Here is a 21,774-nt window from a genome sequence, read left to right on the forward strand (position 1 = left end):
GCAAGACTTGATTCACTTCTAACAAGGGCTGCGCCTATTCACCTGAACGCAACGCCGGGATACGGGTTGACATCACCGTGCAGACCTTAACCGAACGGCATTGCCTTTAGCCCCTCAGGTTTACAGAGCAGTAGTTCAAAGAACACCTCACTCAAGGTATGCGTTTCAGTACTGAGTGCAGGCCATGGGCGGCGGCCCAGCATGGTGACAGTATCGCCCTGCCTGTAGGGAGCAATGGCGCCCGGTAAGTGGAAAATGTCCGACATACTCGACATCGGTTCCTCAGGGGAAAGTGGCAGCAGAATTACGTCAGCCAGAACTCCAGGCGTGTCAGTAGAACGTCCGTACTTGAACCTGGGGATCTTCACGCCCTCATCGTTCACGTCGAAAAGTGGAACTCTCGCCAAAGCCGCCTGCTTTTCGTTGTGAAGGGTAATCTCGTCGGCCCAGAGCGACCAATCGTCCGTTTGCGACGTCTCACCTGTGGCGAGATGCGCCACTGTGACCAGATAAATTCGACCATCCGACTGGACGAGGAAACCGCTTCCGACGTTGCTCTCGGGACCCTGTTGCGTGGGTGCCGCTAGGGGAGCCACCATACTGTTGAAGTTCACAACACGACCGTACCGGCCGCATCAAAGATGCTGCACTATTTGATGCCGTTTTCTCTTACCGGATGCGGGATTTTGGCGTCTGATGCGAGGCCTAGCTGAACGCCGATAAGAGATAATGCTAAAGCTGGTTGCCCTTAGGCGACAGTTCTGCTGACTGATTGTTCAGCCAGCAACCTCCGACATCCTCACCAAGGGGACATGCACTGTCAGCCCCAACCCATAGGATTTGCGTGACGACAAACCGAGGAGACAACTATGGGCCAACTGTGGGAAGGCATCAACCAGTACTTGGCTGACCGCGCTCCAAAGGAATGGGAGAAGGCTGAAGTGCGCCGGTACCGTCAGCGCCTGCACGACATCTTTAATGCCAAGTACCGGCTCATGTCGTTCTACCAGAGCGGCTCGTTCCAGCACGGAACCGCGATCACCCCGCATAGCGACGTCGACTACGTCGCAAGAATTCACTTCGAAGACCGGCCCGTCTCGTCGACCACCGTCCTCAATAACGTGCGGCAACTGCTGAAGGACGAGTTGTACGAGGCAATCAGCGTGAGCGTTTCCCGCCCCACAGTGACCGTCCAATTTCCGGGTCTAGTCACCCGTTACGAAATCACGCCCGCCTACCTTATTCGTGGAACTTCGGATGATGACCGGGTGGTTTCCATCCCAGCTGCCGGCGGAGGGTGGCGTGAAGCTGCACCGAAGGCACACAACAAGTTCGTTGCCGATGTTGATCGGCAGCGCAATGGGAACGTCCGGGAACTCGCGCGCCTGCTCAAGGCGTGGAAGTACGAGCACGGGGTTCCCATTTCATCGTTCTATCTGGAAATGCGCTGCGCTGAGCATGGGAAGAACAACGACTTCATCTGGTCGCTGTCCTCGCTGAAGGCGATCGTCAACAGACTCATAACGACAAACCTGGCCGCGATGAACGACCCGACTGGCCTTGTTTCCCGCATCAGCCCATGCTCAGCGGAGAGCAGTCGCTTGACGTCGATGGCTCGACTCCGAGACCTCCACAAGAATCTGGACGCGGCATACACCGCCTGGGCAGCCGGGGAGTCGAGACGATGGGAGATGAACCAGGCACTGCGGGCCATCTGGGGAACCAGTTTCCCCTACTGCGACCCCTACTCCGCGTGAGAGGCGATGGTACGACGGCGGCCGCTCGGACTCCGATCGCTGTGGCCCAAAACACCGACCATTCCCAGCGCCTCCTCGCCGCTCAATCACGGCTGTACACCGATGCGAAGAGGATCCACGACGGCCGGGTGATCATCGTGGTCCTCCTCGCCGTTGTCACCATCGCCGTTGCCCTCGCCGTCCCGGAGGCGCGACAGGCGGTTGGCGCTACCGGAGGCGCGCTCACCTTCCTGTGGTCTGTCCTGGGCAGCAGCCGGGAAAAGCGCCGACGCCGCGAAGCCGTTAGTGTTCAAGAGGAGTTCGACACTAACGTCTTTGACATTCCCACAAACGAGTTTGCCATCGACAGGCCCTCGCCCACGCTCATTGCTGAGGCCGCAGCCCGTTACAAAGGCAACCGAACCAAGGACTGGTACCCTGATCCGCGGCCCGTCGCCCGTCCGCTGGACGTCCTGATTTGTCAGCGGAGCAACCTCGGATGGGGCTCGTCAGTACACCGGTACTACGCGGCATGCCTCACGGCCGGTCTCCTCGCGCTCATCTTCTCCGGGTTCGCTGTCGCCGCGGTGGCAGGCCTGTCTATGGTCGACGCCCTGGTCGCCGTGCTGGTGCCGCTCCTCAGCCCCGCCCGCGAACTCATCGAGGCGATTCGTGCCAATCACGACAGCGCCGACATGAAAGCAAAAGCTGAGTCAAAGGTCCTCAGACTCTGGCAACGCGGTCTGGAAGATCACGGCGCTATAACCGCTGAGGATTGCCGCAGCGTTCAAGACCGTATTCTCCAGATCCGTCAGACCAATGCGCACGTCCCGGACTGGCTCGACAACTTGAGGCGCAGCCGCAACGAGACCGTGATGCACGAAAGTGCTCAGCACCTCATCGAAGACGCGATCCAGCACGGTCGTACGACTTAAAGGCTTGATCAACCAGGTACTCGGCCCAGGAACAAGGTCCGCCACGATGATTCTGACTTAGTCAGAGTGCCTCCCATACCTCAGCGCCGCAACAGGTGCCGCTAACGGGTCAGGCCTTTCTGAGCTTGCTTGTAGGGTCCGGCCGCTGTGCGAGATTTTCGCGCCTTGGACCCGCGCGTGGCCGGAACCTATCGCTGATTTACGCCGATATTGGATTTCGTCAAGCTACTCTCAAAGACGGGGAGCCCTTGTTCCTGAGAGAGTTCCTGTAACCGGACGGCCTAGGACGCCACTTGCTAATGGCAGGCACAGACCCTTTGGCGGGCACTCCCCCGTTCGTTTTCTTACGCCGATAATGGAGATTATGTAAAGCTAATGGATTGAAGCTTCAACTAACGGCCTCTTCTCAGCCTACACGGGCGGGCTCTCCCGCGGCTAACCGGACGTCGCCAGGGCCAGCGAAAACATCAGTGCTGCCACCGCAGTGTGCTTCCGCGCACCGAAGGTCCTGTGCGAGGTACTGCCCAAACATTCGCTCCACAGTACTTGGCGGCAGCGGAAGTGCATGGTTATGACGCCTAAAGGGGCCCCGAACATAGCGGTTATCCCCGCGGTCCGCCCTAGCCCGTGAAGGAGTTGGGGATCGCAGACCCTTCTGCGGGGACCTGCCCCTTCACCTCGCAAGCGACCAGCGGACCTGGGAAATACAGCAGCAGGGAACCGGGTATGGCCGCTGAATACCAGTACTTCACGTTTTGGACGGTGTGCTTCCAGCTCTGACTAATGGCGGTGTACGCCACCGAGGCGCCCGGTTCAAGGACGAACTCGCCCATGCACGGCTGTCCGGGCGGCGGCGCCCAGTCATACGTCCCGTAGAGCTCGATGACAATGGACTGCCCTCTGTCATCCAGCCCTTGGAAGTTAGGGATGTCATCTTCCCCCACGGCGATTGGAGAGGACGTGCCGTTGGTCAGAACGCCGCGCGCTCTTACATCAATGTCGTACATAGTGGGGTTTTCCACATCAAATTCCACAGACGTAAGTCGGGCAGATACCGCACCGGACGGGCATTCCCTGCGTTGCTGCGGACCAGGTACATGGACTGGGGGAGGCGCGTCAGCCAATGGTGCCGGAATGATTGGCTGTTCGGGCGCAAGCACGGGTGCAGGTTCGGGCGCCGGCAGAGCAGGCTGAGTTGAGGGATCTGCGGCCGCGGTCTCGGTCTCTTCGGGCTCTTCCCGCCAAGTCGGCTGGATAGTTTCGCTTTGCCGCTCGGCCGCCGCGGTCGGCGCCTTCGCTAGGGGCTTCTTCCCTGATTCGATTACCCCTGCCGCGATCGCACCAGCTGCGACGGCCACTGCCAGAATCACAAGGACCACGGTTACCCAAACCGGCATCCCGGGCCGTGAAGATTTCATACGGGCATATTACGTCCGGGCGCCCTGAGACCTATCAGTGGAAGCGCGATACGGGGTTTCGTTACGTGTTTTCAACTGGCTTCCTTGCCCTTCCCTCAGAAGAGGGTGAGCTGTCCTTCGGAGACATCCCGCCAGTGCGCCGGCCGGTCACGTGCCACCCAGGCGCACTCGATGGAGCAGAACTTCCGACCCTTCGCCCCTTTCCATCCAGGCAGCGTGAAGGTCTTCGCGCAGAGCGGGTTCAGGCAAACCTTGTCGATCGTTGTGCTAGTGCGCGATTTGAACACGCACTCCTGCGAGCAGTACTTGCGCGTCCGAGCCAGGTGGGCTCTGATCAAATCCGTTTTTCCGCACTGCGGACAGGTCCAATGGACCCGTGGCTGGCGCTCGGTACCCTCGTCGCGGGCGCTGCCTTCACGTGGTGAGGGATGCCGGAAGTTGGCCCGAAGCGACTCGGCCGGCAACGGCCAGGCGCCTCGTTTCGTCGTGTTGCACCTCTTGCAGATGGGGCGAAGGTTGGACAGGCAGTGGGACCCGCCCTTGGAGATGGGTTTGACGTGATCCTCTTCGGTCGCGTCGGCAATCCCGCACATCCAGCAGTGTCCGCCCCAGAGTGCGAACCGTACCGCTTTCTGGGCCGACGTGAAGTTGACCATGATCCCGCCGGGCGCCGCCTGGTACTGGTAGCGGCGCCGCTGATAGGCGCCCTTGTTTTCCTCGTAGTAGGCCCGGCTGCAGTCCTTGCAGTCGTTGGAGAGCCCGTTGCGGTGCTTGCGTTCCTTGGTAAACCGCTCGGCCGGCAGGATGTGTTTGCACCTGCGGCAGACCGCGAAAAGCTCACCGGTCTCGCGGGCGAGCTCCTCCAGTTGGGAGGTCAGCGCACACCGGTTCGAGCAATGAGTGTCCCCCGCCATTCTGCGTTCTTCCGGCCGGATTTTCGAGCAGACCGCGCAGCCCCACTCTGCGAACATGCACTTGCGGCTGCAGAAGTGGCGGTCCGCTGCTTCGCTGGCTTTCCTGCTGAAAACCAGGCCGCAGTGTTTGCAGGTGACGTCCCGGCGGCCGGATGCGGACCGGCAGGCAACCGAGCAGAACCGTGCCTGCTTCTGCCGCGCCACGGTCTGGCGCCCCTTCATGGTGAACTGCTCCTTGCAGTGCTCACATGCCTTGTAGATGTACGTGTGCGCCATGGCCTACCCTCCCCCCTGGATTGAAAAGAAACTACCACCTGCGTGCTGGACTGGTGTTCCCTCTAGGCTGCCTGAAGCTGGTGGTGCCAATGTCCATACATGAACCGAGAGCCACGAGGAAACATGGGACGGCAAAGAAGCTGGAGCAGCGGAAAGCATCGCCCAATCACCTCCACAGAGCGACCGGCAGTAGATCGCGGCGCTGTGGGAGGGCCTGTCTTCTCGTTACTGGTAAGCGTGCATATTGGATCTCGAACTAATCGTGCCCTCTGAGGCGCGAGATCGTCCGACTGCGCACACCCCAACCTGACGAACAGGACGCGTATGTCTTGACGTTCTTCTGGGGCTGGCCTAGAACTCAACCTGACAGAACAGACTGGGGAGGTCTTGACTTTCAGCTGGAGCGGGCCTAGAAGTCATCCTGACAGAACGAAGGTTGGAGGAAATCGTGGCTGGCCAGCGGATCGGATACGTGCGAGTGAGCACTCTGGATCAGAACGAGAAGCGCCAGCTCGAAGGCCAGGTTCTGGACCGGGTCTTCATGGACAAGGCCTCCGGCAGGGACACCGCCAGACCACAGCTCACAGAGCTGCTGCGGTTCGCCCGTGACGGGGACACCCTGGTTGTGCACAGCATGGACCGGCTCGCACGCAACCTCGATGACCTTCGCGCCCTGGTTCACGTCCTAACCCGCATGGGCGTGCGGGTGGAGTTCGCCAAAGAAGGCCTCGTCTTCACCGGCGAGGACTCGCCCATGGCCAACCTCATGCTCTCCGTCATGGGCGCCTTCGCCGAATTCGAACGCTCCCTCATCAGGGAACGCCAAAGGGAAGGCATCGCTCTGGCCAAGCAGCGCGGCGCCTATAAAGGACGAAAAAAGACACTCACACCGGAACGGGCCGCCGAACTGGTCCAGCGCGCCAGCAGCGGTGTACCTAAAGCCCTCCTTGCCCGTGACTACGGGATCAGCCGGGAGACCGTCTACCAGTACCTGCGCCACGCCAAGCTGGACTGAACCTCTTGCCGCCGGCGCGGCTGTTACTGCTAGGGAACGCAATTTGCTTGATGGAAGGTCCCATATCGGCCAGTTTCGAAGAGGGTCGGAATGCGCAGCTCTCGTGTCCGGTTTCAGTTTTGTTGGCAAGAATCTCAATAGCCCTGGCAATCTACGGACTGTCGGGATCTGCCTCGCCGTACTTGGCAAACGCAGCTGGCGGACTCTATTGGCGTTACCTTGCTAGGGGCACCTCGCGGCCGCTCACCGGACTTCGGCTCCGCCTACGATGGCACCGAAAGACATTTTCGTATCCGGATCCATGGCCGAGTCCACGCCACATTTCACCGCGGCCTGCGCAGCGATGCGGTTGCGGAGGCCAGCTGCCTGGCGGATGTGCCTTCAGTCTGGGCCCTGGAGACCGCTAATCTCCGGGCTGGCAGCTCTGATGGACACGTAGGACGGCTCTTCTCCGCTGAAGGTTCGCACGCCTCCTGCGGGCCGGGTAGCTTGGGACCATGAGACTGAAAATGTGCAGCATCCATGTCCAGGATCCGGTCACCGCCCATACGTTCTACACCGGGACCCTCGGGTTCGAGACACTCATGGCGATGCCTGAGTACAACCTCTTCATCATCAAGGATCCGGGCTCCGACGCCGGGTCGGTGGGGCTGCTGCTGGAGCCTAGCGACAACCCGATCGGCGCCAATTACATGAACGCACTGCACGACGCCGGTATCGCGGCCATCACCTTCGGGGTTCCGGATGTACAGGCTGAGTACGACCGGCTGGTGGCTGCCGGTGTGAAATTCCAGGGCGAACCGTCAGAGGATCCGTCTGGGATCAGTGCGGTCTTCGACGACGGCTGCGGCAACTTCGTGCAGCTGCACCAGGACTGATTAGCCGGCCTTCGGCACGGCGAGGAATGTGCTTTCCTGAAGTTCACACGTGGTTTCGATGCTGCCTGGCAGGTGGTACCAGCGGGGTGCGGGGCCGAAGTTGAAGACTCTGATGAGGTGGAAGACCTCAGCTTGCTCTTGGGAAAGCTGTAATTCGTTGCGGGACACGAAGAACGGCGTCTCGGCGCGCGACTTTGTGGTTTTGACCTCGAGGAGCCGTTCTTTTCCGCTCTCTTCGAAGGACAGGATGTCGTACCCGAGGCCATCCCCGCGGGTCTTGGACACCTGCTCAACCGACTCCGCAAGCTTGCGCTTTCCGGCACTGTGCAGCCGCCGTCGTTCAAGGTCGACGACGGCTTCCTCGCCGCCTTCGCCGAGCTTGCGGTTGCTGGACTCTACCGTGGCGTAGTCGTAGTGACGCGCTGACCGGGCGCCGGCCCGGGCGTCCGGGAGGACGATTTCGGGGATCGGGGACCACTCGAAGTCGAGTGCGCCAATTGCTGCGGCGTCAGGCGTGTGCAGCGCCTCGGCCAAGACTTGCTCAATGATCGACGGCGAGGACGCCAGTTGCGCTTGAACTTCAGCGATCAGCGCGTGCTGGTAGTTCTTGGCTGGCTGGTATCCCTTGATGGGGCGAAGGCCCAGCCTCATCATGACGGCCGAGATGTTCTGGTGCTTATACTCGACGGCGGTGCTGGTCCGGTTGTTCAGCAGGGCCAGCAGCCGATCCCGGAACATCGTTTTACTGTAGGGCTGCCCTAGCACTTCCAATCGCAGCATCTCAAGGTAGCTGGCTACGGTTGCCGCGATTTCAGCTGCTGACCAGTCTCTGGCCGTCAAGGTGTTTCGCTCCCGGTGCGCATAGCGTCCAGGCTATCGCTTCGGCGCACGGACCTGGCCCGGAATGGGTTGGATTGTCAGTCCCGCACTCAGTCGCCTGCCTCCAGGATCTCCACCACATCTTCGACCAACTCGAAGTCCCTGGCGTTGCGGGTCATCAACGGGATGCCAAGAGAGTGGGCTTGCGCGGCGATCATTATGTCCTTACTCCTGGCATGTTGGGGCCTCAGGCGCTTGACCCGCGCAGCCAGCTCGCCATAACTCTCGGCGGCATGCTCGTCAAAGAGAATCCAGTCCATCAGTTCCCGCCAGACGGCAAGGCGGTGCACCCGGGTCCGGCGGATCTCCTCAGACGCTGACGATCGGATTCCGAATTGGAGCTCCGCCAGCGAGATGATGCTCGAGCCGAGTACGGCGCCGGCCGGCCACACGGCCGGTGGTGCGATCAGGACATTCGTGTCAAGGAGGATCACTGGGTAGTCCACGGATCAACAAGGGGATCGGCATCTCTTGATTCGTCATGTTCCTCGAGCCACCCGGTNATCTCTTGATTCGTCATGTTCCTCGAGCCACCCGGTCTCGTCTGCGCCGAGTTGGGCAAGCTTCAGGGCAATTGCCACTTCAGCGGCTGACGTCCACTTCTTGCGATGCGTTACAGGTGAGATCACTGCAACCGCGCGGCCCTGAAGGGTTATCTCAAGAGTGGCTCCGTGCTCGACCCGCTCAATGACAGCCCTCGGATTTTGCTTGAGTTCCCGAACCCCTACCTTGTCCATGGCTGCATTCTACGCTTGATGTAGCCCTTGTTCTACGGGTGGCAGACCAGGAAAACAACAGAGGCCTGTCCGCGGATCCAAACCTTCAAGGTTCGGATCCGCGGACAAGCCTAGGAAAGCGCAGGTGACTCAGAAAGCGAAGGCTACTCGGCCTGGGCGCGGGCTTTCTTGGCGTCCTTTTTGGCGGCTTCGTCCTTGACGCGCTGGGCTTCGGTGCGGACGGCGGCGTGGGTGGAGCGCTCGGTGACCAGCCAGGCCGGGGGAGCCTGCAGCAGCGCGGTGATTTCCGCCGTCGTCAGCGCTTCCTCAACACCGCCGCGGGCCAGGCCGCTGATGGAGACGTTCAGCTTCTGGGCCACCACCGGGCGGGGGTGGGGGCCGTTGCGGCGCAGCTCCACGAGCCACTCCGGCGGGTTGGACTGGAGTTCGGCGAAATCGGCGCGGCTGATGGTTGAATCCTGGAACTCCTGCGGTGTTGCCGGCAGGTAGATGCCAAGCTTCTTGGCAACGGTGGCCGGCTTCATGGACTGGGAGTTTGCAGAGGTCATGGTTCAAGGGTATCCGGCTGCTTGCCTGAAAGGCACCAGTCCCGCACCAGCTCCGCGCCATCTCAGCGCCGGTTCCGGCATTGCGGGGCCGCGCGGGCGGTACTGTGAAGACGTGCCCGCAGACAATGAATCCCCCCAGAACGCCAGCCCCGACGAATCGCCGGAGCAGGAGGCGCCCCGTGTGCTCCGCTTCGCCTATGTGGCCGGCGTAACCCCGGGCAAGTGGATCCGCCGCTGGGAAGAGCGCGTGCTGGACATCCCGCTGGAGTCGTTTATGTCCGACGACGGCGCCCAGCTTTCCGTATTGCGTGACGGTTCCGCGGACCTCAGCTTTGTCCGGCTTCCGGTGGAGCGGGAAGGCCTCAACGTGATCCCGCTGTATGAGGAGCAGCCCGTGGTGGTGGCGCCTAAGGGGCACGAGATTTCAGTGTTTGAGGAAGTGGCCCTGGCCGACCTGTCAGCAGAGACTTTCCTGGACGTCGCCGAAATGGGTGGCCCGGAAGCGGCCATGCAGGTGGTGGCGTCCGGTGCGGGCCTGGTGATTTTGCCCATGTCCGTGGCCCGGCATTTCAACGTCAAGGACACCGTGGCCCGCCGGCTGACGGGTGCCCCGGTCACGGAGATCGCGCTGGCCTGGCCCAGCGATTCCTCGGACGACATCATTGAGGAGTTCATCGGGATTGTCCGCGGCCGCACCGCGGCGAGCTCCCGGCAGCCGTCGGCCCAGCAGGAGAAGCCCAAGAAGGAGCCGAAGCCGGACCGGCGCGGCCCCGCGGTCAAGAAACCGAAGGTGGCCCAGCGCTACGCCCCGAATCCGGACAAGGGCCGCGGCAAGGGCTCACGCAAAAAGGGCAAGCGCTAACTTGTGAGCCCGCGTTGCCTTAACAGAGGCGGCCGGAACTAAGCCGAGCAGGCTTCCGTCAGTGCTGTGACTGACTCAGCCGGCACCTGGTCTCCGGCTTCGGCGATCTGGCCCAGCGGCGTCGTAATTTCCGCGGGCACCCCGGCAGTGTCCGCGGCGGACACCAGCCCGCCCAGCAATGCCTTGTCCTGGACGCTGACCAGCCCGTCCTCCACCACGGTGCAGACCTGCTTCCTGACCTCGTCCGAGGCTGCGGTAGCCACCTTGGAGGCGGCATCGTTTGCGGTGTTTTCAGCGACTTCCTGGACCGATCCGCAGGCGGAGAGGAGGAGCATCAGGGGGACGGCGGACAGGGCTGCAAGGCGGCGTTTCATTCGTCCAGCCTAACGGCTCAGTCTGTTCCGGCTTCGCCGTGCACTTCGCTCAGGTTGTCTTCGGAGCGGTCCAGATACGCCTGGAGAAGGTCGGCCGCGCGGTCCAGTTCCCCGGCTTCCAGGGCCAGGCAGATCGCTTCGTTGTCCGGCAGGTAGTGCTGGTAGAACTGCGCGTCCACGGTGGCTTTGTGGAAGAACAGGCGCATCTCGGCCAGGACCTGGCCCATGATGCTGTTCAGCCGCGGGCTTCCGGCCATGGCCACAATGGCGCCGTGGAAGTGCTGGTTGGCGGTGCCCAGGGCTTCGTCGTCACTGGCCGCCGCGGCACGCTTGCCTTCCTCGACGGCGGCCCGGACGGCGGCCACATCCTCCGGGCTGCCTCCGGCACGCAGCGCGCTGACCTCGATGGCGCGACGGACGGTATAGACGTCATGGACGTCCCCTGCCTCCAGGCTTGCCACGAAGACGCCGCGGTTGGGATGGCGGACCACCAGGCGTTCGCTGGCAAGTTCAACGAAGGCCTCGCGCACCGTGTTGCGGGAGACGCCCAGGTCCTCGGCGATGGTGGATTCGGTGAGCCGCGTTCCGGGAAGCAGTGCTCCCTCCGCCAGTTGCAGGCGGAGTTCATCCGCCACCCGCTCCGCCACGGACGGAACGGCGACGCGAAGGCGGCCTGCAGCGGTCCGCGTCGCCGCGTGATTCGCCGATCCCCGCGGAGAGACGGACGAAGAGGGGACGATCGGTTCTGAAGAGGCCATACTCGAGAATTTACACGATCGTCACATTGTTGAATCGAAGGATTGTTGAACAATCCGTAAATTTAGTGCATCCTAGTAGGACCACTCAATGAGACGGGGATCACAAATGGCAACGATTGACCTGAACAGCGACGTCGGCGAGTCCTTCGGCCGCTGGAGCCTCGGCGATGACCTGGCCATGTTCGGCTCGGTTTCGAGCGCGAACGTGGCCTGCGGATTCCACGCCGGCGATCCCAGCGTCATCCGCAGGACCTGCCGCGAGGCAGCTGCTGCCGGCGTTGTCATCGGTGCCCACGTCAGCTACCGGGATCTCGCCGGTTTCGGACGCCGTTTTATGGACATCAGCCCCACGGAACTGGCCGACGACATGGTGTACCAGATCGGTGCCTGCAGGCCCTGGCCGCCGTTGAAGGAACCCAAGTCCGGTATGTGAAGCCGCACGGCGGACTGTACAACGCCATCGTGACGCACACAGTGCAGGCCCAGGCCGTCGTCGACGCCGTGAAATCGGTTGACCCCAACCTTCCGATCCTCGGCCTCCCAGGTTCGGAAGTCCTGCGGCTTGCAGAAAAAGCCGGCTTGCGCGCCGTGACCGAAGCGTTCGCGGACCGGGCCTACAACCCGGACGGCACCCTGGTGTCGCGCTCCCTCCCCGGAGCAGTCCTTGAGGATCCGGAACAAGTGGCGGAACATGTCCTACGGATGGCCACGGAATCCTCAGTCCGCGCAATTGACGGGTCCACCCGCAAAATCCGCGCGGAAAGCATCTGCGTGCATGGTGACTCACCGGGGGCCGTAGCGATGGCCACTGCAGTGAAGTCCGCTCTCGGGGACGCCGGCGTGAGCATCGGCTCGTTCCTCTAGCCCCATCCCATGGCCGCACCCAGGCCCCCGCACTACCCCTCATCCCCCCGGAGGAAACCATGACCAGCACAAACAAGGCCGCAAAGGCCGCGACAAGGAAGCCGCCGCCCGGCGCGCTCAAGGCGTACGTCGCCAGCCTCACCGGCACCTCGCTTGAGTACTACGACTTCGCCATCTACTCGGTGGCGTCAGCCCTCGTCTTCCCCAAGATTTTCTTCCCCTCGGACGATGAATTCGTGGGGCTCCTCCTGTCCTTCTCGGCCTTCGCCGTGGGCTACCTCGCCCGCCCGATCGGCGGCATCATCTTCGGCCGCCTCGGCGACAAGGTGGGGCGCAAGTACGTCCTGGTCTTCACCCTGGTGCTGATCGGTATCGCCACCGTCCTCATCGGTGCGCTGCCTGACTACTCCGTGATCGGCATCTGGGCCCCCATCATCCTGGTGCTCCTGCGCCTGGCCCAGGGCATTGGCGTCGGCGGCGAATGGGGCGGCGCCGTGCTGCTGTCCAGCGAATTTGGCGACCCCAACAAGCGCGGCTTCTGGTCCTCCGCAGCCCAGATCGGGCCGCCCGCCGGCAACCTCATGGCCAACGGCGTCCTTGCGATCCTGGCCGCCTCGCTGAGCACCGAAGCGTTCCTCTCCTGGGGCTGGCGGGTAGCCTTCCTTGCCTCCGCCCTGCTGGTGGTCTTCGGCCTGATCATCCGCCTCAAGCTCGAGGAAACCCCGGTCTTCAAGGCCATCGCAGCCCACGGCGACCAGCCGAAGGCGCCCATCAAGGAAGTCTTCACCACCCAGCCCCGCGCGCTGATCTCCGCCGCCCTGTCCCGCGTCTGCCCGGACGTGCTCTACGCGCTCTTCACGGTCTTTGTGGCCGTCTACGCCACCAAGGAACTGGGCATGACCACGGGCAACGTGCTGGCCGCGATCCTGATCGGCTCCGCGTTCCAGCTCTTCCTCATCCCGCTTGCCGGCGCACTCACTGACCGCTTCAACCGCCGCTGGGTTTACGGCATTGCCGCTGCCGCCACCGCCGTCTACATTCCCCTGTTCTTCCTGATGATCGCGGGCAAGTCCGTGGTGATGCTGATCATCGGCGTGGTCATCGGACTGGCCCTGCACGCCTTTATGTACGGCCCGCAGGCAGCCTTCATCACTGAGCAGTTCCCGGCCCGCCTCCGCTACGCCGGTAGCTCCCTGGCCTACACGCTTGCCGGCGTCATCGGCGGCGCTGTGGCTCCGCTGATCTTCACCGCCCTTTACGGCGCAGCGTCCGGCGGCTGGTACCTGATCGCCGGGTACATCCTCCTCACGGCCATCATCACGATCGTGGGCATGCGCCTCGGCCGCGACCCGCAGCCGGAAGAGGACCTCCGCCTGCTGCACCGCGACGACGCGCGGGAGAGCCACGCCTGAGCGGCGCGGCCTGATCCCCATGGAAACAGTCACTAAGCCAGCTTCCGCGGCCCGCGTGCTCGCCGTCCGGCCGGTAGGTACGACGGCGGTGCTCGCCGAACTCTCCGGGCTCCACGACGTCCTGGCCCTGCAGGCCCTCCTGCTGGAGCAGCCGCTGCCCGGCCAGGTGGACGTCCTGGCCGCCGCCGAAACCGTGATGGTGAAGGCGGATTCACCCGCTGCGGCGCGCAGGATGACGGCCCGGCTGCTGGAGATGGACCTGACGGTCCAGTCCCACGCCGAAGGCAAACTGGTGCAGATTGAGACCGTGTACGACGGCGACGACCTCGCGGAAGTGGGGCGGCTCACCGGGCTGGGCACTGACGGCGTCATTGCGGCCCACACCGGGCAGGTCTGGACGGTTGCATTCGGCGGCTTCGCGCCGGGCTTCAGCTACATGGTGGGGGAGAACCAGGTACTGGAAGTCCCGCGCCGGAGTTCGCCCCGCACGGCCGTCCCCGCAGGTTCGGTGGCCCTGGCCGGCAACTATTCGGCCGTGTACCCGCGGAAGTCCCCGGGCGGCTGGCAGCTGATCGGCCGCACCGCGGCTACCATGTGGGACCTCAGCCGGGAGCAGCCGGCCCTGGCCGCGCCCGGTGACCGCGTGCAGTTCCAGGCGGTACGCGAGCTCATTGAAGTTACGGCACCGCGTGTTGCTGCCTCGGCTTCCCAAGCCTTGGCTGCCCGGAAACCGGACATTCAGTCCGGCCTGCTGATCCTGTCGCCCGGGCTCCAGAGCCTGATCCAGGACCTCGGCCGCCCCGGTCACGCCGGGCTCGGCGTGTCCTCGGCCGGTGCGCTGGACCGCTCCTCCCTGCGACGCGCCAACCGGATCGTGGGCAACGACCCGTCGGCCGCCGTCGTCGAATCCGTTGCCGGCGGGCTGCGCGTGCAGGCCGTGGGGGACCAGGTGCTGGCAGTGGCCGGCGCACCGTCGGCTCTGACTGTTGTGACGCCGTCGTATTCTCCCGATCCGGTGGCTGAAGACGAAGGCGACCAGTCCGAGTTTGACCAGTCCGAGCAGGTGCGCGAGGTACCCATGGCCACGGCGTTTGCCCTGCTGGACGGCGAGATCCTGACCATCGGCGCACCCGAGCGTGGCTTCCGCAGCTACCTGGCCATCCGCGGCGGGGCAGCAGTGGACACGGTGCTGGGGAGCCGGTCCACGGACACCATGTCCGGGATCGGGCCTGCGCCGCTGGCCGCCGGGCAGCTGCTGGGCGCTGGCGCTGCAACGTCCTCCAACGTGGTGGGCAACCCCGAACTGCAGCCCGACTTCCCGGACACCGGCGTCACGGTCCTTGACATCGTGCCCGGGCCCCGCGAGGACTGGTTCGACGCCGCAGCACTGGAATCCCTTTGCGCCCAGGACTGGGCGGTGACGCCCCGCTCCAACCGCGTGGGCATGCGCCTGGACGGCCAGCCGCTCAGCCGAAGCCGGGACGGGGAGCTGCCCAGCGAGGGAACCATGGCCGGCGCACTGCAGATCCCGCCGGAGGGACAGCCGGTGCTCTTTCTGGCCGACCACCCCATCACCGGCGGCTACCCGGTCATCGGGGTGGTGGTGGACCACCAGCTGGACCTGGCCGCCCAGGTTCCCATCGGCGGGTCCATCCGGTTCCGCTGGGCTCCCGGCTACGGGCTGCCCACCGGCTTTTCCGATTCTTCCCCCGGCGTTTCCCAGACAAAAGATTCCCAGACGAAGTGAGCAACTGATGCGCAAGGTCCTGATCGCCAACCGCGGAGAAATCGCCGTCCGCATCGCCCGCGCCTGCGAGGACGCCGGACTGGAGTCCGTGGCTGTCTACGCGGACGTTGATGCCGACGCCATGCACGTGGGCGCCGCCACCGAGGCGTACAGCCTGGGGGGCAACGCGCCGTCGGAAACGTACCTCGATATCCCCAACATCCTGCGCGTGGCCGCGGAGTCCGGGGCCGACGCGGTGCACCCGGGCTACGGCTTCCTGTCCGAGAACGCTGGCTTTGCACAGGCGGTCCTGGACGCCGGCCTGACCTGGATCGGCCCAAATCCGGACGCCATCCTCAAGCTGGGCAACAAGATCACGGCGCGCGAGATCGCTGTCCGCGCCGGAGCCCCGTTGGTGGCCGGCAGCGACGGTCCGGTGGATTCGGCCGCGGAGGTCCGCAAGTTCGCCGAGGAGCACGGCCTGCCGATCGCCATCAAGGCGGCGTTCGGCGGCGGTGGACGCGGGCTGAAGGTGGTCCGCGAGATGGACCAGATCGAGGAGTCCTTCGATTCCGCGGTCCGTGAAGCGGTGGTGGCCTTTGGCCGCGGCGAGTGCTTTGTGGAGCGGTACCTGGACCGGCCCCGGCATGTGGAGGCGCAGGTGCTGGCGGACCAGCACGGCAACGTGCTGGTGGTGGGCACCCGCGACTGCTCGCTGCAGCGCCGGCACCAGAAACTGGTGGAAGAGGCGCCTGCACCCTTCCTGACCGAAGCGCAGACCCAACAGATTTACGACGCCGCCAAGGCAGTGTGCCGCGAAGCCTCCTATTCGGGGGCTGGGACGGTGGAGTTCCTGGTGGCCGCCGACGGCACCGTCGCGTTCCTCGAGGTGAACACGCGACTGCAGGTGGAGCACCCCATCACCGAGGAGACCACCGGCGTGGACCTGGTCCAGGAGCAGTTCCGGATCGCCGCCGGCGAGCCGCTGCGCTTCACCGCCGATCCCAAACCGAGCGGCCACTCATTCGAGTTCCGGCTCAACGCGGAGGACGTGGGCCGGGGCTTCCTGCCGTCGCCCGGCACCATCGCGACGTTCAGCGGCCCGACGGGTCCGGGTATCCGGCTGGACTCCGGGGTCCGCTCCGGTTCGGTTGTTGCTCCGCAGTTCGATTCCCTGCTGGCCAAGCTGATCGTCACCGGCGCCGACCGGCAGCAGGCGCTCCGCCGTGCCCGCCGTGCCCTCGCCGAAATGGAAATCACCGGCGTGGCCACCGTCCTGCCGTTCCACCGGGCCGTTGTCCAGGCGCCGGACTTCACGTCCGAGACCGCGCTGGGCATCCACACGCGCTGGATCGAGACTGACTTCGCGGATTCCATCGCGGCGGATCCGGAGTTCGGTACGTCCGTTCCGGACGGTGAGCGGCGCACCATTACCGTCGACATCGACGGCCGGCGCCTCGCCGTCGGCCTTCCCGCTGACCTGCTGGATGGCTGGGCGCGCTCCGGTGCGGCCGTTCCTGCGGGGGTTTCCCTGGACGGGGCTGGTTTCGATGGCGCTGCCGACGGCGACGCTGCGGCGGGTGCCGCTGATTCCGGCGAGCTGCGGGCCGACATGGCCGGGACCGTGGTCAAGTGGCTCGTGGAGCCGGGCGCCGAAGTGTCGGCGGGGGACGCCGTCGTCGTTCTTGAGGCGATGAAGATGGAGACCCAGGTGACCGCCCACCGCGCCGGTACGCTGGCCGGGATCCGCGCAGAAGCCGGCGGGGTTGTGAACGCCGGCGCCGTGCTGGCGCTGATCGGCTGAGCCGTTCGGGCATGCCTGGCTCCAGCGAAAAGGTCCGGCCGTGTTCTCACCCCGCCGGACCTTTCCTGACGTGTAGAGGTACTTCAGTCGACGTGCTTGGACAGGGCCACCAGCACGCCTGCCATCGCAAAGTACTTGTTGCTGCCGAGATCGCGGACCGTCTTGATCCCCATGCTGGCGAGGACTTCAGCGTGCTTGTCCGTGAGGCCGGCCAGTGCGGACGGCGGGGCGTCCAGGGCTTCCTCCAGGCTCTTGTTCTCGTAGTCCTTGTCGAGTTTCCTGCCCAGCTCAATTGAAACGGCCATGATCATCCTTTGCTTGAACGAAACAACAGTCACAACCCGGCGGCAGCATCACCGCGGATCCCGGGGCCCCGAAACTACCCGATCCCCAGATGAAACACACTCCAGTACTACGGCCTGCGGCGCAGCCTGGATCCGCGCCGGTGGGGATTGAAGACGAAGGTGCTTGACTATGCGTCATGACACTAAATCGAAACCTGGTGGTTGACTCTTTTCTTGAGTCGCTGGACCAACCGTTGAAGCCTGTGATTGAGCGCCTTCGGCTGGCTGTCCTGGACGCGGATGACGCCATAACGGAGCGCATTAAGTGGAAGGCACCCAGCTTCTGTTTCGAATCTGTTGACCGGGTCACCTTCAACTTGCGGCCGCTTCATCACGTGCAGCTGATTTTTCACCGCGGTGCCAAGACCATCGAGGATGACTTCGATTTTGATCCCTCTAAATGGAGCGGGCTGTTGGAAATGATCGGGCAGGACCGCGGCCAGGTGATTTTTCCAAGCGCGGAGGCCGCGGCGGCCCGGCAGGAGGAATTCGTGGCGCTGGTGCGGGAGTGGGTTCGAGCCTGACCTGCGGGTTGACCTGCGCATACCGGCAGTGAGTGCATGATTCGACGGCTTTGGCTGGCGGTGCCCTGACATGATTCTGATAGTCTTCAGTCATCCACGGGCCTCCCGGTCGCTTCTTAGGCCGGTTGTAGATAACGAGTGGGAGCTCGCGATTTATCGCGAATGATTAGGAGGCTTTTTATGCATCTAACGCCACGCGAAAGCGAAAAACTGATGATTGTGGTTGCTGCCGATCTTGCACGACGGCGGCAGAAGCGCGGACTTAAGCTCAACCATCCGGAATCCATCGCGATCCTTACCTATGAGCTGGTCGAGGGCGCCCGCGACGGACGCCGGGTCGCCGATCTTATGAGCTATGGCACCACCATCCTGACCAGGGAAGATGTCATGGAAGGTGTCGCCGACATGATCCATGACGTCCAGGTCGAGGCGACGTTCCCGGACGGCACCAAGCTCGTCACCGTGCACAACCCCATTCGCTAGGCGAAGGAGAACCCATGAAACCCGGCGAATACGTCCTCCGCCCGGAGCCCATCACGTGCAATGCGGGCCTCATTCCCCGCGCCCTGGCCGTGATCAATCGCGGTGACCGCCCAATCCAGGTGGGGTCCCACTATCATTTCTTCGAGGTGAACGATGCCCTCGAGTTCGACCGGGATGCGGCCCACGGCTTCCGGCTGGACATCCCGGCAGGCACTGCTGTGCGGTTCGAGCCCGGTGATGCCAAGACGGTCAACTTGCTTGCTCTCTCGGGCGAGCGTGCGGTGTTCGGATTCCGGGACCGCATCAACGGCCCGCTCGAGCCGAGCCGCGGCCTGATCTCCCTGCAGGACGACACCAAATGAGCTTCGAGCTGAGCCGCAAACAGTACTCGGACCTCTACGGCCCCACCACGGGAGACGCAGTTCGCCTGGCGGACACTGATCTGTTCCTCGAGATTGAGCACGATCACACCAACTACGGTGAAGAAGTCGTGTTTGGCGGCGGCAAGGTCATCCGTGACGGCATGGGCCAGAACGGGCAGCTGGTCCGCGACGACGACATCCCGGACACCGTGATCACGAACGTGATCGTGTTGGACTACACCGGCATCTACAAAGCCGATGTGGCCCTGCGCGACGGGCACATCTTCAAAATCGGCAAGGCTGGAAACCCCCAGATTTCCCAGGGTGTGAACATCACCATCGGTGTCGCTACCGACATCATCGCGGGCGAGGGCAAGATCCTCACCGCCGGCGGCATTGATACGCACGTGCACTTCGTAAGCCCCGATCAGGTGCCGGTGGCCTTGGCGTCAGGGATCACCACGCTGATCGGTGGCGGTACCGGACCGAGCGAAGGGACCAAGGCCACCACCGTTACTCCGGGCGCTTGGCACATTTCGCGCATGCTTCAGGCGGTTGAGAACCTGCCGATCAATATCGGCCTGCTCGGCAAAGGCCACGCCAGCGCCATGGAGCCCCTCGCGGAACAGATCCGCGCCGGGGCCATCGGGCTGAAGGTGCACGAGGACTGGGGCGCCACCACGTCCTCGATCGACATGTCATTGCGCGTGGCTGACGAGTATGACGTGCAGGTGGCCATCCACTCCGACACGCTCAACGAGTGCGGCTTCGTCGAAGACACCATCCGGACCATCGGCGGCCGCGTCATCCACACGTTCCACACCGAAGGCGCCGGCGGCGGGCATGCCCCGGACATCATCAAGATCGCGGCGCTGCCCAACGTCCTGCCGGCGTCGACCAATCCCACCCTGCCGTACACGGTCAACACCATCGACGAACACCTCGACATGCTGATGGTCTGCCACCACCTGAGCCCGGACATCCCCGAGGATGTGGCCTTCGCCGATTCGCGTATCCGCGAGGAGACCATCGCAGCGGAGGACGTGCTGCACGACATGGGCATCTTCTCCATCACCAGCTCCGACTCCCAGGCCATGGGCCGGGTCGGCGAGGTGGTCCTGCGCACCTGGCAGGTAGCGGACGCCATGAAGCGCCAACGCGGAAAGCTCGACGGCGACCCCGAGGTGGGAGACAACTTCCGGCTCAAACGCTTCGTGGCCAAATACACGATCAACCCGGCGATCGCCCACGGCATCGCGGACTCGGTCGGAAGCGTCGAAGAGGGCAAATTTGCCGACCTTGTGCTCTGGGACCCGATGTTCTTCGGCGTCAAGCCCGAGTTCGTGCTCAAGGGCGGGCAGGCGGTCATGAGCGTCATGGGGGATCCCAACGCCTCCATCCCCACGCCGCAGCCACGCACCCTGCGCGGCAACTTCGGGGCACTCGGCACCGCGGTACATGCCTCATCGATCACGTTTCTTTCCCAGGCCGCCATCGCCGCCGGAGTCCCCGAGCAGTTGGGCCTGCGCCGCGTGATCCGGCCGGTGAGCGGTATCCGTACCCTCACCAAGGCAGACATGAAGCACAACGGCGCGACGCCGGATATCGGCGTTGACCCGGAAACCTACGAGGTGACTGTCGACGGCGAGCCAATCTCGGCGGAGCCCTCGACGGTGCTGCCCATGGCGCAGCGCTACTTCCTCTTTTAGACACATATCCCTAAGGGGGCATATATGATCATCGACCACGTCATCGCCAACCGGCATGATCTCCCCGAGGACGAGCTGGCTGGCCTCCATGAGGAGCAGGTTCTGCTGCCGAGCGCGGAACTCGTCAAGAAAATCCAGCGGGTGACCACCGACCACGGCCGTGAACTGGGCATCCGGCTCAGCGATGCCGCAGGCCCGGTGCGGGATCTCCGCGACGGCGACATCCTGTTCCGCGACGACAAAACTGTCATCGTGGTGACTGCGCTGGCAACCAACGTCCTTGTTATCGCAGCGCGCAGCATCCGTGAAATGGGGGTTGTTGCGCACAACCTCGGCAACCGGCACATGCAGGCGCAGTTCTTCGACGCCGACAGTGAATATGCCGCGGAGGTGATGGTGGTGCAGTACGACCACACGATCGAGGACTACCTGATCCACGTTGGCGTGCCGTACTCGCGCCAGGAGCGTGTGGTGCCCGTGCCGTTCCGCCATGCCGAACACACCCACTGAGCGCGTGAACGAGCCGCCGTCGTACCTGCTGCCGCTGTTGCAGCTCTCTGACTCCGCGCTCCCAACCGGCGGGTTCAGCCATTCCTTCGGGATGGAAACGTTCCTGGAACGTGGCCTCATCGACGGCGAAGTGAGCTTCGCCAGCTGGCTGAGCCAGTTTGTGAGCATCCAGCTGACCTACAGTGACGGGTTCGCCCTGCGCCTGGCGTACGAGGCGTCCTCGGTTGACGATATTGCCCGGGTCGACCGGATGATCGCCGCGGCGGCGCTGCCCCGTGAGGTCCGCGAGGCGGGGACCAAGATGGGCGCACGGATGCTGGCCATCGCCGGTACCGTGGCGCCGGGTGCCCGGCTCGCGGGCTACGCGGCCGACGTCGGATCCGGGCGGTGCGCCGGGCATCCGGCCGTCGCGTTCGGCGTCGCCGGCCGGCAGTTGGGCGTCCCGCTGGAGGAATTGCTCGCGAGCTACCTCTTCACGGCGGTCACGTCGCTGACCCAAAACGCCATCCGAGCCATCCCCATCGGGCAGGACGCCGGGCAGCGTGTGCTGCTGGGAACACATCCCAGGATCATGGATGCCGTCCGCCGGATCCAGGCACTGGATGCCGACGACTTCGGGATCACGGCCCCGGGTCTCGAAATCGCCCAGATGCGCCACGAACGCCAGCGCGTCCGCATGTTTATGTCTTAGCAGTCCGCGGTTCGC

General features: G+C 63.9%; 24 protein-coding genes and 1 pseudogene. 15 read left to right on the forward strand and 10 right to left on the reverse strand.

Annotation, left to right across the window (positions count from 1 at the left end):
* Positions 1 to 86: 86 nt before the first annotated feature.
* Positions 87 to 614 (reverse strand): hypothetical protein, encoded by a 528-nt coding sequence (locus ACX80X_RS17400; RefSeq protein ID WP_252603936.1) that lies wholly within the window; start codon positions 612 to 614, stop codon positions 87 to 89.
* Between the two features lie 255 nt (positions 615 to 869).
* Between ACX80X_RS17400 and ACX80X_RS17405 the strand changes: the two genes are divergently transcribed.
* Together ACX80X_RS17405 and ACX80X_RS17410 are read left to right on the forward strand one after the other, a co-directional pair.
* A complete protein-coding gene (locus ACX80X_RS17405) occupies positions 870 to 1,757 on the forward strand; it encodes a nucleotidyltransferase domain-containing protein (protein ID WP_252603938.1) in 888 nt (295 codons plus the stop codon).
* A 41-nt stretch (positions 1,758 to 1,798) separates the two neighbouring features.
* Complete coding sequence (locus tag ACX80X_RS17410) at positions 1,799 to 2,671, forward strand: S-4TM family putative pore-forming effector (protein ID WP_252603940.1); 873 nt, start codon at positions 1,799 to 1,801, stop codon at positions 2,669 to 2,671.
* 620 nt (positions 2,672 to 3,291) lie between these two features.
* Here ACX80X_RS17410 and ACX80X_RS17415 read toward each other — a convergent pair.
* Both ACX80X_RS17415 and ACX80X_RS17420 read right to left on the reverse strand, forming a co-directional pair.
* Positions 3,292 to 3,693: a hypothetical protein gene (locus ACX80X_RS17415; protein ID WP_252603942.1), complete on the reverse strand. Its 402-nt coding sequence runs from the start codon at positions 3,691 to 3,693 to the stop codon at positions 3,292 to 3,294.
* Positions 3,694 to 4,184: 491 nt separating this feature from the next.
* Entirely contained in the window at positions 4,185 to 5,279 is a 1,095-nt protein-coding gene (locus ACX80X_RS17420; protein ID WP_459309757.1) for an HNH endonuclease, read from the reverse strand.
* A 448-nt stretch (positions 5,280 to 5,727) separates the two neighbouring features.
* On the opposite strand from ACX80X_RS17420, the gene ACX80X_RS17425 reads away from it, so the two are divergent.
* A complete protein-coding gene (locus ACX80X_RS17425) occupies positions 5,728 to 6,294 on the forward strand; it encodes a recombinase family protein (RefSeq protein ID WP_252564120.1) in 567 nt (188 codons plus the stop codon).
* Between the two features lie 497 nt (positions 6,295 to 6,791).
* Positions 6,792 to 7,172 (forward strand): VOC family protein, encoded by a 381-nt coding sequence (locus tag ACX80X_RS17430; protein WP_252575075.1) that lies wholly within the window; start codon positions 6,792 to 6,794, stop codon positions 7,170 to 7,172.
* Here the strand turns inward: ACX80X_RS17430 and ACX80X_RS17435 are convergent, their stop codons facing one another.
* The 4 genes from ACX80X_RS17435 to ACX80X_RS17450 all read right to left on the reverse strand — a co-directional run bounded on the left by ACX80X_RS17435 (position 7,173) and on the right by ACX80X_RS17450 (position 9,336).
* Positions 7,173 to 7,910 (reverse strand): protein NO VEIN domain-containing protein, encoded by a 738-nt coding sequence (locus ACX80X_RS17435; RefSeq protein ID WP_252603382.1) that lies wholly within the window; start codon positions 7,908 to 7,910, stop codon positions 7,173 to 7,175. It lies immediately after the preceding gene.
* 191 nt (positions 7,911 to 8,101) lie between these two features.
* Positions 8,102 to 8,485: a PIN domain-containing protein gene (locus ACX80X_RS17440; RefSeq protein ID WP_252603380.1), complete on the reverse strand. Its 384-nt coding sequence runs from the start codon at positions 8,483 to 8,485 to the stop codon at positions 8,102 to 8,104.
* A gap of 45 nt (positions 8,486 to 8,530) precedes the next feature.
* Positions 8,531 to 8,788, reverse strand: coding sequence for a type II toxin-antitoxin system Phd/YefM family antitoxin (locus tag ACX80X_RS17445; protein WP_459312864.1), 258 nt, complete (start codon positions 8,786 to 8,788; stop codon positions 8,531 to 8,533).
* Positions 8,789 to 8,931: 143 nt separating this feature from the next.
* On the reverse strand, positions 8,932 to 9,336 hold the full coding sequence (locus tag ACX80X_RS17450) for a DUF5997 family protein (RefSeq protein ID WP_252603374.1): 405 nt from the start codon (positions 9,334 to 9,336) through the stop codon (positions 8,932 to 8,934).
* A 112-nt stretch (positions 9,337 to 9,448) separates the two neighbouring features.
* Here ACX80X_RS17450 and ACX80X_RS17455 point away from each other — a divergent pair, with 112 nt between their 5' ends.
* The gene (locus tag ACX80X_RS17455; RefSeq protein ID WP_210412377.1) at positions 9,449 to 10,198 is read left to right on the forward strand and encodes a LysR family transcriptional regulator substrate-binding protein; all 750 of its coding nucleotides are present in this window, start codon (positions 9,449 to 9,451) and stop codon (positions 10,196 to 10,198) included.
* A gap of 38 nt (positions 10,199 to 10,236) precedes the next feature.
* On the opposite strand, the gene ACX80X_RS17460 is transcribed toward ACX80X_RS17455, so the two are convergent.
* Both ACX80X_RS17460 and ACX80X_RS17465 read right to left on the reverse strand, forming a co-directional pair.
* Positions 10,237 to 10,572, reverse strand: coding sequence for a hypothetical protein (locus tag ACX80X_RS17460; RefSeq protein WP_252603372.1), 336 nt, complete (start codon positions 10,570 to 10,572; stop codon positions 10,237 to 10,239).
* Between the two features lie 17 nt (positions 10,573 to 10,589).
* Complete coding sequence (locus tag ACX80X_RS17465) at positions 10,590 to 11,330, reverse strand: GntR family transcriptional regulator (RefSeq protein WP_252603369.1); 741 nt, start codon at positions 11,328 to 11,330, stop codon at positions 10,590 to 10,592.
* A gap of 106 nt (positions 11,331 to 11,436) precedes the next feature.
* Between ACX80X_RS17465 and ACX80X_RS17470 the strand changes: the two are divergent.
* The 4 genes and pseudogenes from ACX80X_RS17470 (at position 11,437) to ACX80X_RS17485 (ending at position 17,136) form a co-directional block, all read left to right on the forward strand.
* A pseudogene (locus ACX80X_RS17470) lies at positions 11,437 to 12,194 on the forward strand (LamB/YcsF family protein).
* A gap of 59 nt (positions 12,195 to 12,253) precedes the next feature.
* Positions 12,254 to 13,606, forward strand: coding sequence for an MFS transporter (locus ACX80X_RS17475; RefSeq protein ID WP_252609363.1), 1,353 nt, complete (start codon positions 12,254 to 12,256; stop codon positions 13,604 to 13,606).
* Between the two features lie 19 nt (positions 13,607 to 13,625).
* Entirely contained in the window at positions 13,626 to 15,353 is a 1,728-nt protein-coding gene (locus ACX80X_RS17480) for a 5-oxoprolinase subunit B/C family protein (protein WP_459309754.1), read from the forward strand.
* Positions 15,354 to 15,360: 7 nt separating this feature from the next.
* Positions 15,361 to 17,136, forward strand: a complete 1,776-nt coding sequence (locus ACX80X_RS17485; protein WP_459309753.1) for an acetyl/propionyl/methylcrotonyl-CoA carboxylase subunit alpha — start codon at positions 15,361 to 15,363, stop codon at positions 17,134 to 17,136.
* A gap of 83 nt (positions 17,137 to 17,219) precedes the next feature.
* On the opposite strand, the gene ACX80X_RS17490 is transcribed toward ACX80X_RS17485, so the two are convergent.
* The gene (locus ACX80X_RS17490; RefSeq protein ID WP_459312867.1) at positions 17,220 to 17,441 is read right to left on the reverse strand and encodes a hypothetical protein; all 222 of its coding nucleotides are present in this window, start codon (positions 17,439 to 17,441) and stop codon (positions 17,220 to 17,222) included.
* A gap of 176 nt (positions 17,442 to 17,617) precedes the next feature.
* On the opposite strand from ACX80X_RS17490, the gene ACX80X_RS17495 reads away from it, so the two are divergent.
* The 6 genes from ACX80X_RS17495 to ACX80X_RS17520 all read left to right on the forward strand — a co-directional run bounded on the left by ACX80X_RS17495 (position 17,618) and on the right by ACX80X_RS17520 (position 21,759).
* Complete coding sequence (locus ACX80X_RS17495) at positions 17,618 to 18,004, forward strand: DUF1801 domain-containing protein (protein ID WP_459309752.1); 387 nt, start codon at positions 17,618 to 17,620, stop codon at positions 18,002 to 18,004.
* A 180-nt stretch (positions 18,005 to 18,184) separates the two neighbouring features.
* Positions 18,185 to 18,487 carry an urease subunit gamma gene (locus ACX80X_RS17500; RefSeq protein ID WP_252567738.1) on the forward strand — a complete coding sequence of 101 codons (303 nt, stop codon included), beginning with the start codon at positions 18,185 to 18,187 and terminating at the stop codon, positions 18,485 to 18,487.
* A 14-nt stretch (positions 18,488 to 18,501) separates the two neighbouring features.
* Positions 18,502 to 18,849 (forward strand): urease subunit beta, encoded by a 348-nt coding sequence (locus ACX80X_RS17505; RefSeq protein WP_252567740.1) that lies wholly within the window; start codon positions 18,502 to 18,504, stop codon positions 18,847 to 18,849.
* Positions 18,846 to 20,558 (forward strand): urease subunit alpha, encoded by a 1,713-nt coding sequence (ureC, locus tag ACX80X_RS17510; protein ID WP_459309751.1) that lies wholly within the window; start codon positions 18,846 to 18,848, stop codon positions 20,556 to 20,558. Before ACX80X_RS17505 ends, ureC begins: the two co-directional genes overlap by 4 nt.
* Before the next feature lie 24 nt (positions 20,559 to 20,582).
* Positions 20,583 to 21,068: an urease accessory protein UreE gene (gene ureE / locus ACX80X_RS17515; protein WP_252609381.1), complete on the forward strand. Its 486-nt coding sequence runs from the start codon at positions 20,583 to 20,585 to the stop codon at positions 21,066 to 21,068.
* The gene (locus ACX80X_RS17520; protein WP_252609382.1) at positions 21,049 to 21,759 is read left to right on the forward strand and encodes an urease accessory protein UreF; all 711 of its coding nucleotides are present in this window, start codon (positions 21,049 to 21,051) and stop codon (positions 21,757 to 21,759) included. Before ureE ends, ACX80X_RS17520 begins: the two co-directional genes overlap by 20 nt.
* The last annotated feature ends 15 nt before the right edge of the window (positions 21,760 to 21,774 follow it).

It is taken from the genome of Pseudarthrobacter sp. MDT3-1, assembly GCF_054510755.1.